Consider the following 13,140-nt stretch of genomic DNA (forward strand, 5'->3'; position numbering starts at 1 on the left):
GAGCCTGCTGCTGCGAGGTGGCGTATATTACGCTTTCCTCTGTGTCAGTCAAGCGTTTATTTTCGCTTTAACCGACGGTGATTTTCATCACCTCAACACCGCATTCCGTAAGCCGTTGTGCCGTGTCGATGGAGGCGCATTATAGGGAGTCGTTCGGAGAGCGCAAGGCCCTTTTTTAAAGTTTTGTGTCGTTCGTCTGAATATTGTGCAAAACGCACGTTTTTAACGCTTTTTAATTGCCTGTGGCAGGTCGGCCAGGCTATCCAGCACCCAGTCAGCCGCCGCCTCCCCTTCTGCGGTTACCGGTTTGCCGCTGCGCACCAGCACTCTGGTGCCTACGCCTGCGGCGGCACCCGCCAGCATATCCTCGGTTTTATCCCCTACCATATAAGAGGCGGCCATATCGATATTAAGGTGCTTCTGCGCCGAGAGCAGCATGCCCGGCTGCGGCTTACGGCAATCGCACGCCTGGCGATAAGCCTCAACGGGCGCATCCGGCAGGTGCGGACAGAAATAGATGCCATCAAGATCGACATCACGATCCGCCAGCGACCAGTCCATCCATTCAGTGAGCTGCATAAACTGATCTTCAGTGAACATGCCGCGAGCGATGCCGGACTGATTGGTAATCAATACCAGCGCGTACCCCATTTTCTTCAGCTCCTGCAACGCCTCAATAGTGCCGTCGATAAACTGAAAATTGTCAATTTCATGGACATAGCCATGATCCACATTCAAGGTGCCATCACGATCGAGAAAGACAGCCGGGACTTTATTCGCCACTGAGAAACTCCTGCTACTGAAGATGCTACTAAAATTGCCGCCTAGTATTGCATGATTGCAATAAAACAGAGAATGGCAGATTAGATGACTTTGATTGATTTAGACGTCTGGATGCCTTACCATCCGCTCAGCTTTCACCCACTGGTTCAGCGTGAAAGGTTCCACACCACGGACAACGTAAGACGATAATAAATAACCTGATGATTAAACTCGAAAATATTACCAAAGTGTTCCAGCAGGGTTCACGTACTATTCAGGCGCTCTCTGACGTTAGCCTGCACGTACCGGCTGGACAGATTTATGGCGTTATCGGCTCCTCCGGCGCGGGTAAAAGTACCCTTATTCGCTGCGTTAATTTACTCGAACGCCCAACGTCTGGCCGCGTGCTGGTTGATGGTCATGACCTGACGGCGCTAAGCGAGCGCCAGCTGACCCAGGCGCGTCGCCAGATAGGCATGATTTTCCAGCACTTCAATTTAATGAACTCGCGCACCGTCTTCGGCAACGTGGCGCTCCCGCTTGAGCTGGGCAGCCTGACGCGTGACGAAATTAAAAAGCGCGTTACGGAACTGCTGGAGCTGGTTGGCCTGGGCGATAAACATGACGCCTGGCCGGCGAACCTTTCCGGTGGGCAGAAACAGCGCGTCGCCATTGCCCGCGCGCTGGCCAGCAACCCGAAAGTGCTGCTGTGCGATGAGGCCACCAGCGCCCTCGACCCCGCCACGACCCGCTCCATTCTGGAACTGCTGAAAGATATTAACCGCCGTCTTGGCCTGACCATTCTACTGATTACCCATGAAATGGATGTGGTGAAGCGCATTTGCGATCAGGTGGCGGTAATCAGCCACGGCGAATTAATTGAAAAAGACAGCGTCAGCGAAGTGTTCTCGCATCCTAAAACGCCGCTGGCGCAGCAGTTTATTCAGTCAACCCTGCATCTCGACATCCCCGACGACTATCAGCAGCGCATGTCGCCCCAGCCGGCGGCAGAGAAGGTGCCGCTGCTGCGTCTGGAGTTTACCGGCAAATCCGTGGACGCCCCGCTGCTCTCGGAGGCCGCGCGTCGTTTTAACGTGAACAACAACATTATCAGCGCGCAGATGGATTACGCTGGCGGCGTGAAGTTCGGCATTATGCTGGCCGAGATGGATGGCGCGGAGAGCGATACCCACGCGGCTATTGCGTGGCTACAGGAAAATCATGTGAAAGTAGAGGTACTGGGTTATGTCTGAGGCGATGATGGCTTTACTGGCGCGCGGCGTCTGGGAAACGCTGATGATGACCTTTGTCTCCGGCTTTTTTGGTTTTGTGCTGGGCCTGCCGGTCGGCGTTTTGCTCTATGTCACCCGTCCGGGACAGATTCGCGAAAACCGCAGCCTGTACCGCAGCCTGTCCGCGCTGGTGAATATTTTCCGCTCTATCCCTTTTATCATCCTGCTGGTATGGATGATCCCCTTTACTCGCGCCATTGTCGGCACCTCTATCGGTCTTCAGGCGGCTATCGTGCCGCTGACCGTGGGCGCCGCGCCCTTTATTGCGCGTATGGTCGAGAACGCGCTCCTTGAGCTGCCGACCGGGCTGATTGAAGCGTCGCGCGCGATGGGCGCCACGCCGCTGCAAATCGTCCGCAAAGTGCTGCTGCCGGAAGCGCTGCCGGGTCTGGTCAACGCTGCGACCATCACGCTGATTACACTGGTCGGCTATTCTGCTATGGGTGGCGCTGTGGGCGCGGGCGGGCTGGGCCAGATTGGTTATCAGTACGGTTATATTGGCTATAACGCCACGGTAATGAATACGGTTCTCGTGTTACTGGTTGTTCTGGTGTATTTAATTCAGTTTTGTGGCGACCGCATCGTGCGTGCCGTGTCCCATAAATAAGTCAGCAATACTATTACGTCTCCATTAAGGAAGAGATATGACTTCTACATTTAAAAAGATTGCCGCAGTAGGCGCATTGATTGGCGTGATTGCGCTGGCAGGATGCGATCAGAAAGCCAAAGATCCTAACCATATCAAAGTAGGCGTGATTGTCGGCGCAGAGCAGCAGGTAGCTGAAGCGGCGCAGAAGGTCGCGAAAGACAAATATGGTCTCGACGTGGAGCTGGTAACCTTTAACGATTACGTGCTGCCAAATGAAGCGCTGAGCAAAGGCGACATTGACGCCAATGCCTTCCAGCATAAGCCCTATCTGGATCAGCAGATCAAAGACCGCGGTTACAAGCTGGTGCCGGTTGGCAACTCATTCGTTTATCCGATCGCGGGCTACTCGAAAAAAATCAAATCACTGGAAGAACTGCAAAACGGCGCGCAGATCGCTATCCCTAATGATCCGACTAACCTCGGTCGCTCCCTGCTGCTGCTCCAGAAAGTGGGCCTGATCAAGCTGAAAGACGGCGTTGGTCTGCTGCCGACCTCGCTGGACATCGTTGAGAACCCGAAAAACCTGAAGATTGTTGAGCTGGAAGCGCCGCAGCTGCCGCGTTCGCTGGATGACCAGCAGATTGCGCTGGCGGTGATTAACACCACTTACGCCAGCCAGATCGGCCTGACGCCCGCCAAAGACGGTATCTTCGTGGAAGATAAAGATTCACCTTACGTGAACCTGATTGTCAGCCGAGAAGACAACAAAGACGCGGAGAACGTGAAGAAATTCGTTCAGGCTTACCAGTCTGATGAAGTCGCAGAAGCCGCGAATAAAATCTTTAACGGCGGCGCAGTGAAAGGCTGGTAACGCCTTTCCTGACACTTCTGACCAGGGCGGCGCATAGCCGCCCTTTCTTTTGCGCCGTTTCCGGCGCGACTTGTTATTTCGCCTGGTCCTTGTTTCAATAACGCCACTTTTTACAACCTTGAGGATGTTGCCATGCGTTTATTACCGCTCTGCTTGTTGGCATTGATGCTGACCGGGTGCGTTCACGAATATCACCCGATAAGCAGCGGACCCGCGAATCCGCAGCCCTCCCGCGAGCCGGCGCGCAAGCCGACGCCGCGCCCAGCGCCGGTAAAAGTCTATACCGATGCAGCCGATCTGGTCAGCAAACCCTTCCGCGATCTGGGCGAGGTCGCGGGCGACGACTGCCAGAGCAGCCGTCAGGATTCGCCGCCGAATATCGCCACCGCGCGCAAACGCCTGCAAATCAGAGCTTCTAACCTGAAAGCCAATGCCGTCCTGCTGCACAGGTGTGAAATCGTCAGCAGCACGCCAGGCTGCTATCGTCAGGCGATCTGTCAAGGCTCCGCGCTGAAAGTGAATCAATGAGTGCATTCGCCTTTGAGCAGATCGGCGTCATTCGTTCGCCGTGGAAAGAAAAATTCGCCGTGCCGCGTCAGCCGGGCCTGGTTCAGGACGGACACGGCGAACTGCACCTGATTGCCCCCTATAACCAGCCGGAAGCGGTACGCGGGCTGGAAAACTTCAGCCATCTGTGGGTGCTGTTTGTGTTTCATCAGACCCTGTCAGGCGGCTGGCGTCCCACGGTGCGTCCGCCACGTCTGGGCGGCAATGCGCGCATAGGGGTGTTCGCGACGCGCTCGACCTTTCGCCCCAACCCTGTCGGCATGTCGCTGGTCGAGCTTAAGGGCATCCGCTGCGAAAAAAATCAGGTGATCCTGCAACTGGGCAGCCTGGATTTAGTCGACGGTACGCCGGTAGTGGATATTAAGCCCTACCTTCCGTTTGCCGAAGCGCTGCCGCAGGCGCGGGCCGGTTTTGCGCAGGAGGCGCCCGCTGCGGATATGCCGGTACGCTTCTCGCCGCTGGCCGAGAGGCAGCTTCAGCAACAGCAACAGCAGTATCCGCACCTGGCGCGCTTTATTCGTGACGTGCTGGCGCAGGATCCGCGTCCCGCCTACCGGAAAGGCGAGGCGCAGGCGCGGGAATATGCCGTCTGGCTGCTCGATTTCAATGTGCGCTGGCGGGTCGATGAAACCGGCACCGAGGTAACAGGCATCGACCCGCGCTAAAACGCGCTTTGGAGCCTGTAAGCTCGCTGGTACACTAGCCGCCAACAAAAATTCTGTCAGTGACTTTCCGTTCAACTGGAATCTTAATCAATGCGTACTACTCAATATTTGCTCTCCACCCTGAAGGAGACGCCCTCCGATGCGGAAGTGATCAGCCACCAGCTGATGCTGCGCGCCGGCATGATCCGCAAACTGGCTTCAGGTCTCTATACCTGGCTGCCGACCGGCATACGCGTGCTGAAAAAAGTCGAAAACATCGTGCGCGACGAGATGAATAACGCGGGCGCGATTGAGATCTCAATGCCGGTGGTTCAGCCTGCCGACCTGTGGCAGGAGAGCGGACGCTGGGAACAGTATGGTCCGGAACTGCTGCGCATTGCCGATCGTCACGAGCGTCCGTTCGTGCTGGGTCCGACGCATGAAGAGGTCGTTACCGATCTGATTCGCAACGAGCTAAGCTCCTACAAGCAGCTGCCGCTGAATCTTTATCAGATCCAGACCAAATTCCGTGACGAAGTGCGCCCGCGCTTTGGCGTGATGCGTTCGCGTGAGTTCATTATGAAGGACGCCTACTCTTTCCATACCACGCAGGAGTCGCTTCAGGAAACCTACGACGCGATGTATCGCGCCTACAGCAACATCTTTAGCCGTATGGGTCTCGACTTCCGTGCGGTGCAGGCAGATACCGGCTCTATCGGCGGCAGCGCGTCGCACGAGTTTCAGGTGCTGGCGCAGAGCGGCGAAGATGATGTGATCTTCTCCAGCGACTCTGACTATGCCGCCAATATCGAGATGGCCGAAGCCATTGCTCCGGCTGGCGATCGCCCGCAGCCGACGCAGGCGCTGGCGCAGATCGATACGCCGAACGCCAAAACTATCGCCGAGCTGGTTGAGCAGTTCCAGCTGCCGATTGAGAAAACCGTCAAGACGCTGATGGTAAAAGGCAGCGAAGAGAGCGGCCATCCGCTGGTTGCGCTGCTGGTGCGCGGCGATCACGAACTCAACGAAATTAAGGCGGAGAAGCTCGACATCGTCGCATCGCCGCTAGTGTTTGCTACCGAAGAAGAGATCCGCGCCGCCGTCGGCGCAGGCCCTGGCTCGCTTGGTCCGGTGGGTCTGGCGATGCCGGTGATTGCCGATCGCACGGTCGACAAGATGAGCGACTTCAGCGCTGGCGCTAACGTAGACGGCAAGCACTATGTCGGCATCAACTGGGAGCGCGATCTGCCGCAGGCGGCCGTGGCCGATATTCGTAACGTGGTGGAAGGCGATCCCAGCCCGGACGGCAAAGGCACGTTGCAGATTAAACGCGGCATCGAAGTGGGCCATATTTTCCAGCTCGGCACCAAATACTCTGAGGCGATGAAAGCCGCTGTGCAGGGTGAAGATGGCCGTAACCAGGTGATGACGATGGGCTGCTACGGCATCGGCATCACCCGCGTGGTGGCGGCGGCGATTGAGCAGAACCATGACGATCGCGGCATTATCTGGCCCGCGGCGCTGGCGCCGTTCGAGGTGGCGATTCTGCCGATGAATATGCACAAATCTTTCCGCGTTAAAGAGCTGGCGGAACAGCTTTACGACACCCTGCGCGCGAAAGGCGTCGAGGTTATCCTCGACGATCGTAAAGAGCGTCCAGGCGTGATGTTCGCTGATATGGAGCTGATTGGCGTGCCGCACACCATCGTGATCGGCGACCGCAACCTCGATAATGAAGAAATCGAGTACAAAGCGCGTCGCGCCGGTGAGAAAGAGATGATTAAGCAAGGCGACATCGTCGATTTTCTGCTGAAAGCGCTCAATAAGTAATGCCCTTCTCGCCCCCGTTTCGGGGGCGTTTTTTTACAGCACCTTTCCCCGTAATGATTTTGTCGTGCTGCGTCGTGATTTTCCCTCCAGCCGTCGCTCTTTTGAAGCGCGCGTAGGTCGCGTGGCCCGTCGGGCTTTCTCCACGCGGGTCAGTTCCTGAATTAAACTCACCAGCCGCTGCACGGCCGCTTCGCGGTTCATCTCCTGGCTGCGGTACTCCTGCGCTTTGATCACCACCACGCCTTCTGGCGTAATCAGATGATGCTTTGCCGCCAGCAAGCGCTGTTTATAAAAGGGCGGCAGCGACGACGCGGCGACATCAAACCGCAGATGAATCGCCGTGCTGGTTTTATTGACGTGCTGGCCTCCTGCCCCCTGAGCGCGTATCGCGCTGAGTTCCACTTCGCTGTCGGGCAGCGCAACCGCACCGGAAATCTTAATCATGCGTCACCCAATAGGGCGTCGCCCTGTTTAGCCTGTTCATCAACTTAACCTTTTGTGCTTCCTGATAATGCTACTTAGCCAGCGGATTCTGTCACTTTAGCCTCTTTCGCCAACAGGATCCTGCTTTGCGCTGGCTGAAATCCAGCAAATGCCTGTGATATAGTCCCTCAGGCAACCAGAGTATTCTTGCTCTGCTGAGGAGGTGAACGTGCAAAAATATTGTGATTTGGTTCGCCAGAAGTATGCCGAGATCGGCAGCGGCGAACTGGGATATGTGCCCGACGCGATCGGATGCGTTTTGAAGGCACTCGATGATATTGCCGCAAATTCTGCGCTAAACTCTTCTGTCAGGGAACAGGCAGCCTATGCCGCTGCAAACTTATTGGTGAGCGACTATGTTGACGAATGAAGCCTATAGACCCATCAACTGTGATGATTACGACAACCTGGAACTCGCCTGCACCAGACACTGGACGCTTGAGCTGACCCTGAAAAATGGCGAAGCGCTGAAAGCGAAAGCGACAGACATGGTTTCACGTAAAAATGTGGAATACCTGTCTATCGATCTGTCTGGTGAAACGCGCGAGCTACGCCTCGATCACATCGCCAGCTTCAGCCACCCTGAGCTGGGCACCGTTGTCGTTAGCGAAGAGTAACGACAACGCTACGGGCGGGACCTTCCCGCCCCCTCTCTTTTACGGCTTCAGAGACGCATAGTACGCCGATAAATCCGCCATATCGCTCTCTCCTAATCCTGCTACAAACGCCTTCATCACCTCTGCCTGCCCGCCGCTGCGTTCGCCTTTTTTATAGGCCTGAAGCGCATGATTGAGATAGGCGGCGTTCTGTCCTGCCAGGTTTGGATAGAGCGGCACAGCGCTTTTTCCTTCAGCGCCGTGACAGGCGGCGCAGGCGGCCGACTTCTGCGCGCCCGCCGTGACATTGCCATCGGCCAGCGTCGGCAGCGAGGCCGCCAGTAACAGAATGGCCAGTAATTTCTTCATTTTTGCTCTCCAGCATGCATATTTTTTTGCCAGATCGCCTGCCAGCCTTGTTTATCAACGGCAGCGCCCTGCCGGGTAACGAACAGGCCCGGCGCGCAGACAAGCGTCTGATTGTAATAGATCAGCGGAATACGCTCGCGCTGCCACGGCGGGATCGCCAGCTCCTGCCACAGCTTCTTCATCTCGCGACCGCCGGCGCGTCCCACCAGATGAAAATAGCCCTGCGCATAAAAGCGCACGCTGACCTGCTCATCGGCCTCAGGCTGGCGCAGCAGCGGCTGCGCGGTCTGCGCAAAGAGCACGCCAGGCTGCTGCGGCTGCGCGATCTGCGCAAAGAGCACGCCAAGCTGTTGCGGCAATACCAGCGGCACGCGACGATCCGGCCAGAACAACTGCTGGTCGCGCAGCGAGGCATAGCGCGGCAGCCAGTAAAGGCGGTCGCGATAGCGGCGCACCTCTGCGTGACCAAAGCGTAAACGAGGCTGGGCGTCATCGCGGCTCAGCATCACCTCCTGACGCAGGCGCATCAGCGCGGCGCGCGACGGCATCGTTGCGCCCTGCTGCGCAATCCAGCGGCGCAGCAGGGCGCTGGCCCGCGCGTCGCTCATCTTCAACAGCGGGGCAAAAAAGAGACTGCCGTCAGGCTGCGTCAGTCCAGCCAGCTGTTCCGCCAGCAGCTCATCCAGCAGCTGCTCCTGCTCACCGCACAGGGCCGCGCTGCGCGCGCACGCCTCGGCAAAATGCGGCCAGCGCGCCTGGAGTTCGGGCAGCAACCGCTGCCGCAGAAAATTGCGATCGTAGCGCGTATCCTGATTGCTTTCGTCTTCTATCCAGCGCAGCTGATGCTGCTGCGCATAGGTCTCCAGCTGTTGACGCGTCTGGCCGAGCAGCGGACGCAGCAGCACCCGGCCATGGCGTTCCAGCCGCGCCGGCATCGCCGCCAGTCCGGCTGGTCCGCTGCCGCGCTTCAGCGCCAGCAGCAGCGTTTCGCACTGATCGTCGAGGTGTTGCGCGGTCAGCAGCACCTCGTCGGGCCGCATGGCCGCCGTTAATGCCTGATAGCGCGCCGCCCGCGCCGCGCCTTCAACGCCCTGCTCGCGCGCATCGATCCGCACGCGCAGCACGTCACACTCCAGCGCCCAGGCGTCGCAGAGCGCCAGACAGTGTGCGGCCCAGCTATCGGCACAGGGACTTAATCCGTGATGAACGTGCAGCGCGCGCAGGCGCAATTGCGGATGCGTCTGCCGCCAGCGAACCAGCTGATGCAGCAGTACGGTGGAGTCAAGCCCGCCGCTAAAGGCCACTACCAGCGCGGCCTCGGCGGGCAACAGCGAGTCGAGATGAGACAGAGACATAACGCGTTCCACACTCAGGGCCGCCGGATGCGGCCCTTAACGCGCGCCATTTTACGCCTGATAAAGCTCCAGCGGCAAACCATCCGGATCGGCAAAAAAGGTGCACTGTTTACCCGTCAGCTCGTCGATGCGAATCGGTTCACAGGTGACGCCTTTTTCCGCCAGCGCGGCGACGGCCGCCTCGACGTCCGGCACGGTAAAGGCGAGATGGCGCAAACCGCAGGCTTCAGGATGACTGACGCGCGCGGGCGGCGAGGGAAAAGAGAAAAGCTCAATGGTGTACTGGCCATTGAGCGCCAGATCGCCTTTCCACGAATCGCGCGCGTCGCGATAAACTTCGCCCATCAGGCTAAAGCCAAGAATGTCGCAGTAAAAGGCCTTACTGCGCGCGTAATCGGTGGCGATAATGGCGATATGGTGGATGGAAGATAACTGCAACATGTAAGGACTCCGTGACTGTTTTGCTTATCCTGAGACGTGCGGCAGCAGCTGGCAATGCGCAATTGTCTGAAGCTGCTGCCTTTTTTGCTATTTGAGCACGCGTACGCGGTAGTCGCCCTCTTCCGTCAGCGTTGCGCCGTGAATATCGGTTTCAAAGCCGGGATAGTGCCGCCCGATGGTGCAGAGCATCAGCAGAAAATCGAGCACCGCGCGGCTCTCTTCGGTGATCATCTCTCCTGGCATCACCAGCGGCACGCCTGGCGGATAAGGCAGGATCATATTGGCGGAAACGCGCCCGACCAGCTGTTTCAGATCTACAGTTTCCACCTTTCCCTGTACCTGCTGCTGAAACGCCTGATGCGGCGTCATCTTCATTTCCGGCAGCACGTCGAACGCCTTCAGCATCAGCCGCGGCAGATCGTGCTGGCGGATCAGCTGGTGGATCCCCTGCGCCAGCGTCTGGATACGCATATTGCGGTAAAAATCCGGATCTTCCGCATAGAGATCCGGCAGCATGTTTTTCACGCGCAGGTTGAGATCGTAGGCGCGCTTAAATTCGGTCAGCCCGCGCAGCACGCTCATCGCTCGGGTTTTATCGATCCCGATGCTGAAGAGAAACAGCAGATTGTAAGGGCCGGTTTTCTCTACCACGATGCCGCGCTCGTCGAGGAATTTCGCCACCAGCGCCGCCGGGATCCCCTCGTCCGCCATTTCGCCCAGCTCGCTCATGCCCGGCGTCAGAATGGTCACTTTGATCGGATCGAGATACATATGATCCGCATCCGCCTGAGTAAAACCGTGCCACTCCTCTTCGCCCGGCTGGATCGGCCAGCATTCAGCCTCATCCACATGTTCCGGCTGCCAGATGTCAAAGAACCAGCTGTCGGACTCTTCGCGCAACCGCTGGATTTCGCGGCGGAAATGTAGCGCGCGTTCGACCGATCGATTGATCAGCCGCTTACCGGGGTTGCCGCGCAGCATCGCCGCTGCCGTCTCGATCGACGAAACGATCGCATAGTTAGGCGATGTCGTGGTGTGCATCATATAGGCTTCATTAAAGGTGTGCTCATCGTAGTCGCCTTTAATGTGGATCAGCGAGGCCTGGGAGAAAGCCGCCAGCAGCTTATGGGTCGACTGGGTTTCATAGATGACCTTGCCGGGGATGCGCTCACCGCTCATGCCGCTTTTCCCGGCATAGATGGGATGAAAATTGGTATAAGGCACCCAGGCCGAGTCGAAATGGATCGACGGCACCTCCAGCGTCTGCTTGATGTACTGCGTGTTATAGAGCAGGCCATCGTAGGTGGAATTGGTGATAACCGCATGCACCGGCCAGCTGGCGCGCGGGGTCGCCGCCACCTTCTGCTCAATGCTGGCGCGGGTAAATTCCCGCTTCGGAATGCCGCCGAGGATCCCCAGCGCGTTGCGCGTCGGCTTCAGCCAGATCGGCACAATGTCGCTCATCATCAGCAGGTGCGTCAGCGATTTATGGCAGTTGCGGTCGATCAACACCGTGCTGCCCGACGGCGCGGCATACATGCCGACAATTTTGTTCGACGTTGAGGTGCCGTTGGTCACCATATAGCTCTGCTCGGCGCCAAAGGTGCGCGCAACGTACTCTTCGGCCTCCAGATGCGGGCCCGTGTGGTCGAGCAGCGAGCCCAGCTCGGTAACGGAAATTGAAATATCCGCCTTTAGCGTGTTGGCCCCGAAGAAGTCATAGAACAGGCTGCCAACCGGGCTTTTCTGAAAGGCGGTGCCGCCCATATGGCCGGGCGTGCAGAAGGTGTATTTTCCCTCTTTAACATAGGTAAAGAGCGCTCTGGTGAGCGGCGGCGTAATGTGGTCGATATAGTCGTCGGTGTACTGACGGATATGCAGCGCAATATCATCCGCGGCGCTCAGCGCGTATTCGAAGAAGTGCAGCGCCATGCGCATCTCGTTGATGCTGACGTCCATCTGCGAATGGGTGTTGATAAAGGCGTAGAGCGGCAGGTATTCATTGAGCTGGTTGATGTCGGCGCAGAGTTCCGGGCTGTTATGCGCGTCCCAGTCAAAAATCACGCCGCAAATTCGCGGGTTATGCTCAATCAGCTTCAGCAGGTCGTCGATGTTTTTAGGATAAATCAGCTGAAAGCCCTGTTGCGTCAGCGCCGTATCCAGTTCCCGCAGCGGTTCGTCTTTGTAGAACACGCCGTGAGAACCCATGATCGCCAGAATATTCAATCCGCACCTCCCTTTTTATGTGCACTGCTAATCATAGCGAAGGATAGCGGTCGACTGCTGTCGGAATGCTCCTTTCTGTTGTCGCCGCCTGGTTACAGGCATAAAAAAAGCGGACCGAAGTCCGCTCTGTAAAAGCGTTAACGCGATTACGCGTAGCCGTAGCTCATCAGACGCTGATAGCGGCGATTGAGCAGCTCTTCGGTGCTCAGCGCGTCCAGCTCGGCGAGATCGCTCAGCAGCTGGTTTTTCAGCGACAGCGCCATATCGACCGGCTGACGGTGCGCGCCGCCCAGCGGTTCCGGAATAATGGCGTCGATCAGATTCAGCTCTTTCAGGCGATTGGCCGTAATGCCCATCGCTTCTGCCGCCAGCGGGGCTTTGTCCGCGCTTTTCCACAGAATCGAGGCGCAGCCTTCTGGCGAAATAACCGAGTAGGTGCTGTATTGCAGCATGTTGACTTTATCGCCAACGCCAATCGCCAGCGCGCCGCCTGAACCGCCTTCGCCAATCACGGTGCAGATGACCGGAATTTTCAGACCTGACATTTCGCGCAGGTTGCGCGCAATCGCCTCTGACTGGCCGCGCTCTTCCGCGCCCACGCCCGGATAGGCGCCCGGCGTGTCGATAAAGGTGATCAGCGGCATCTTAAAGCGCTCGGCCATCTCCATCAGACGCAGCGCTTTACGGTAGCCTTCCGGTGCCGGCATGCCGAAGTTGCGGCGGATTTTCTCTTTGGTTTCACGACCTTTCTGATGACCAATGATCATCACCGGGCGACCGTCGAGACGGGCGATGCCGCCGACAATCGCTTTGTCGTCGGCGTAGGCGCGATCGCCTGCCAGCTCGTCAAAGTCGTCAAACGCGTTGCGAACATAATCCAGCGTATAAGGACGCAGCGGATGACGCGCCAGCTGCGCGACCTGCCATGCGCCTAAATCGGCGAAGATTTTACGGGTCAGCTCAACGCTTTTCTCGCGCAGACGCTGCACTTCTTCGTCCAGATTAATATGTTTATCATCCTGACGACCAATCGATGTAAGCGAATCGATCTTCGCCTCAAGTTCAGCGATTGGCTGTTCAAAATCCAGGTAATTAAGACTCATAATGTTCCTGTT

The 13,140-nt window shown here is 57.5% G+C and carries 15 protein-coding genes; 8 read left to right on the plus strand and 7 right to left on the minus strand.

Annotated features, from left to right (window positions below; translation table 11 throughout):
* Positions 1 to 222 precede the first annotated feature (222 nt).
* The gene (gene gmhB / locus BBB56_RS00005; protein ID WP_123797901.1) at positions 223 to 783 is read right to left on the minus strand and encodes a D-glycero-beta-D-manno-heptose 1,7-bisphosphate 7-phosphatase; all 561 of its coding nucleotides are present in this window, start codon (positions 781 to 783) and stop codon (positions 223 to 225) included.
* A 200-nt stretch (positions 784 to 983) separates the two neighbouring features.
* Here gmhB and metN point away from each other — a divergent pair, with 200 nt between their 5' ends.
* From metN to proS, 6 genes are all read left to right on the plus strand, one after another.
* A complete protein-coding gene (gene metN / locus BBB56_RS00010) occupies positions 984 to 2,015 on the plus strand; it encodes a methionine ABC transporter ATP-binding protein MetN (protein ID WP_123797902.1) in 1,032 nt (343 codons plus the stop codon).
* The gene (locus BBB56_RS00015; RefSeq protein ID WP_123797903.1) at positions 2,008 to 2,661 is read left to right on the plus strand and encodes a methionine ABC transporter permease MetI; all 654 of its coding nucleotides are present in this window, start codon (positions 2,008 to 2,010) and stop codon (positions 2,659 to 2,661) included. Before metN ends, BBB56_RS00015 begins: the two co-directional genes overlap by 8 nt.
* Before the next feature lie 37 nt (positions 2,662 to 2,698).
* Positions 2,699 to 3,514: a MetQ/NlpA family lipoprotein gene (locus BBB56_RS00020; RefSeq protein WP_123797904.1), complete on the plus strand. Its 816-nt coding sequence runs from the start codon at positions 2,699 to 2,701 to the stop codon at positions 3,512 to 3,514.
* Between the two features lie 132 nt (positions 3,515 to 3,646).
* Positions 3,647 to 4,042 (plus strand): envelope stress sensor lipoprotein RcsF, encoded by a 396-nt coding sequence (rcsF, locus tag BBB56_RS00025; protein ID WP_123797905.1) that lies wholly within the window; start codon positions 3,647 to 3,649, stop codon positions 4,040 to 4,042.
* Positions 4,039 to 4,746: a tRNA (N6-threonylcarbamoyladenosine(37)-N6)-methyltransferase TrmO gene (gene tsaA / locus BBB56_RS00030; RefSeq protein ID WP_123797906.1), complete on the plus strand. Its 708-nt coding sequence runs from the start codon at positions 4,039 to 4,041 to the stop codon at positions 4,744 to 4,746. The genes rcsF and tsaA overlap by 4 nt, the downstream gene beginning before the upstream one ends.
* A gap of 90 nt (positions 4,747 to 4,836) precedes the next feature.
* Positions 4,837 to 6,555: a proline--tRNA ligase gene (proS, locus tag BBB56_RS00035; RefSeq protein WP_123797907.1), complete on the plus strand. Its 1,719-nt coding sequence runs from the start codon at positions 4,837 to 4,839 to the stop codon at positions 6,553 to 6,555.
* 33 nt (positions 6,556 to 6,588) lie between these two features.
* On the opposite strand, the gene arfB is transcribed toward proS, so the two are convergent.
* Positions 6,589 to 6,999, minus strand: a complete 411-nt coding sequence (gene arfB, locus BBB56_RS00040) for an alternative ribosome rescue aminoacyl-tRNA hydrolase ArfB (RefSeq protein ID WP_123797908.1) — start codon at positions 6,997 to 6,999, stop codon at positions 6,589 to 6,591.
* Between the two features lie 208 nt (positions 7,000 to 7,207).
* On the opposite strand from arfB, the gene BBB56_RS00045 reads away from it, so the two are divergent.
* Positions 7,208 to 7,408, plus strand: coding sequence for a YaeP family protein (locus BBB56_RS00045; RefSeq protein ID WP_123797909.1), 201 nt, complete (start codon positions 7,208 to 7,210; stop codon positions 7,406 to 7,408).
* On the plus strand, positions 7,395 to 7,655 hold the full coding sequence (rof, locus tag BBB56_RS00050) for a Rho-binding antiterminator (RefSeq protein ID WP_123797910.1): 261 nt from the start codon (positions 7,395 to 7,397) through the stop codon (positions 7,653 to 7,655). The genes BBB56_RS00045 and rof overlap by 14 nt, the downstream gene beginning before the upstream one ends.
* A 39-nt stretch (positions 7,656 to 7,694) precedes the next feature.
* On the opposite strand, the gene BBB56_RS00055 is transcribed toward rof, so the two are convergent.
* The 5 genes from BBB56_RS00055 to accA form a co-directional block, all read right to left on the minus strand.
* Positions 7,695 to 8,003: a c-type cytochrome gene (locus BBB56_RS00055; protein WP_123797911.1), complete on the minus strand. Its 309-nt coding sequence runs from the start codon at positions 8,001 to 8,003 to the stop codon at positions 7,695 to 7,697.
* Entirely contained in the window at positions 8,000 to 9,358 is a 1,359-nt protein-coding gene (tilS, locus tag BBB56_RS00060; RefSeq protein ID WP_123797912.1) for a tRNA lysidine(34) synthetase TilS, read from the minus strand. The genes BBB56_RS00055 and tilS overlap by 4 nt, the downstream gene beginning before the upstream one ends.
* 51 nt (positions 9,359 to 9,409) lie before the next feature.
* Positions 9,410 to 9,799 (minus strand): VOC family protein, encoded by a 390-nt coding sequence (locus BBB56_RS00065; protein WP_123797913.1) that lies wholly within the window; start codon positions 9,797 to 9,799, stop codon positions 9,410 to 9,412.
* Between the two features lie 87 nt (positions 9,800 to 9,886).
* Positions 9,887 to 12,025, minus strand: coding sequence for a lysine decarboxylase LdcC (locus tag BBB56_RS00070; RefSeq protein WP_123797914.1), 2,139 nt, complete (start codon positions 12,023 to 12,025; stop codon positions 9,887 to 9,889).
* A 146-nt stretch (positions 12,026 to 12,171) separates the two neighbouring features.
* Positions 12,172 to 13,128 carry an acetyl-CoA carboxylase carboxyl transferase subunit alpha gene (accA, locus tag BBB56_RS00075; protein WP_123797915.1) on the minus strand — a complete coding sequence of 319 codons (957 nt, stop codon included), beginning with the start codon at positions 13,126 to 13,128 and terminating at the stop codon, positions 12,172 to 12,174.
* Positions 13,129 to 13,140 lie beyond the last annotated feature (12 nt).

The organism is Candidatus Pantoea deserta, from assembly GCF_003813865.1.
In the GTDB taxonomy this organism is placed as follows: Bacteria; Pseudomonadota; Gammaproteobacteria; order Enterobacterales; family Enterobacteriaceae; genus Pantoea; species Pantoea deserta.

What these genes read in the sequence shown, in the direction of transcription:
- BBB56_RS00015 (WP_123797903.1), top strand. Translation starts at nt 2,008, where the DNA reads ATGTCTGAGGCGATGATGGCTTTACTGGCGCGCGGCGTCTGGGAAACG.
- metN (WP_123797902.1), top strand. Translation starts at nt 984, where the DNA reads ATGATTAAACTCGAAAATATTACCAAAGTGTTCCAGCAGGGTTCACGT.
- tilS (WP_123797912.1), bottom strand. Translation starts at nt 9,358, where the DNA reads ATGTCTCTGTCTCATCTCGACTCGCTGTTGCCCGCCGAGGCCGCGCTG.
- rof (WP_123797910.1), top strand. Translation starts at nt 7,395, where the DNA reads ATGTTGACGAATGAAGCCTATAGACCCATCAACTGTGATGATTACGAC.
- rcsF (WP_123797905.1), top strand. Translation starts at nt 3,647, where the DNA reads ATGCGTTTATTACCGCTCTGCTTGTTGGCATTGATGCTGACCGGGTGC.
- BBB56_RS00055 (WP_123797911.1), bottom strand. Translation starts at nt 8,003, where the DNA reads ATGAAGAAATTACTGGCCATTCTGTTACTGGCGGCCTCGCTGCCGACG.
- accA (WP_123797915.1), bottom strand. Translation starts at nt 13,128, where the DNA reads ATGAGTCTTAATTACCTGGATTTTGAACAGCCAATCGCTGAACTTGAG.
- tsaA (WP_123797906.1), top strand. Translation starts at nt 4,039, where the DNA reads ATGAGTGCATTCGCCTTTGAGCAGATCGGCGTCATTCGTTCGCCGTGG.
- BBB56_RS00020 (WP_123797904.1), top strand. Translation starts at nt 2,699, where the DNA reads ATGACTTCTACATTTAAAAAGATTGCCGCAGTAGGCGCATTGATTGGC.
- proS (WP_123797907.1), top strand. Translation starts at nt 4,837, where the DNA reads ATGCGTACTACTCAATATTTGCTCTCCACCCTGAAGGAGACGCCCTCC.
- BBB56_RS00065 (WP_123797913.1), bottom strand. Translation starts at nt 9,799, where the DNA reads ATGTTGCAGTTATCTTCCATCCACCATATCGCCATTATCGCCACCGAT.
- arfB (WP_123797908.1), bottom strand. Translation starts at nt 6,999, where the DNA reads ATGATTAAGATTTCCGGTGCGGTTGCGCTGCCCGACAGCGAAGTGGAA.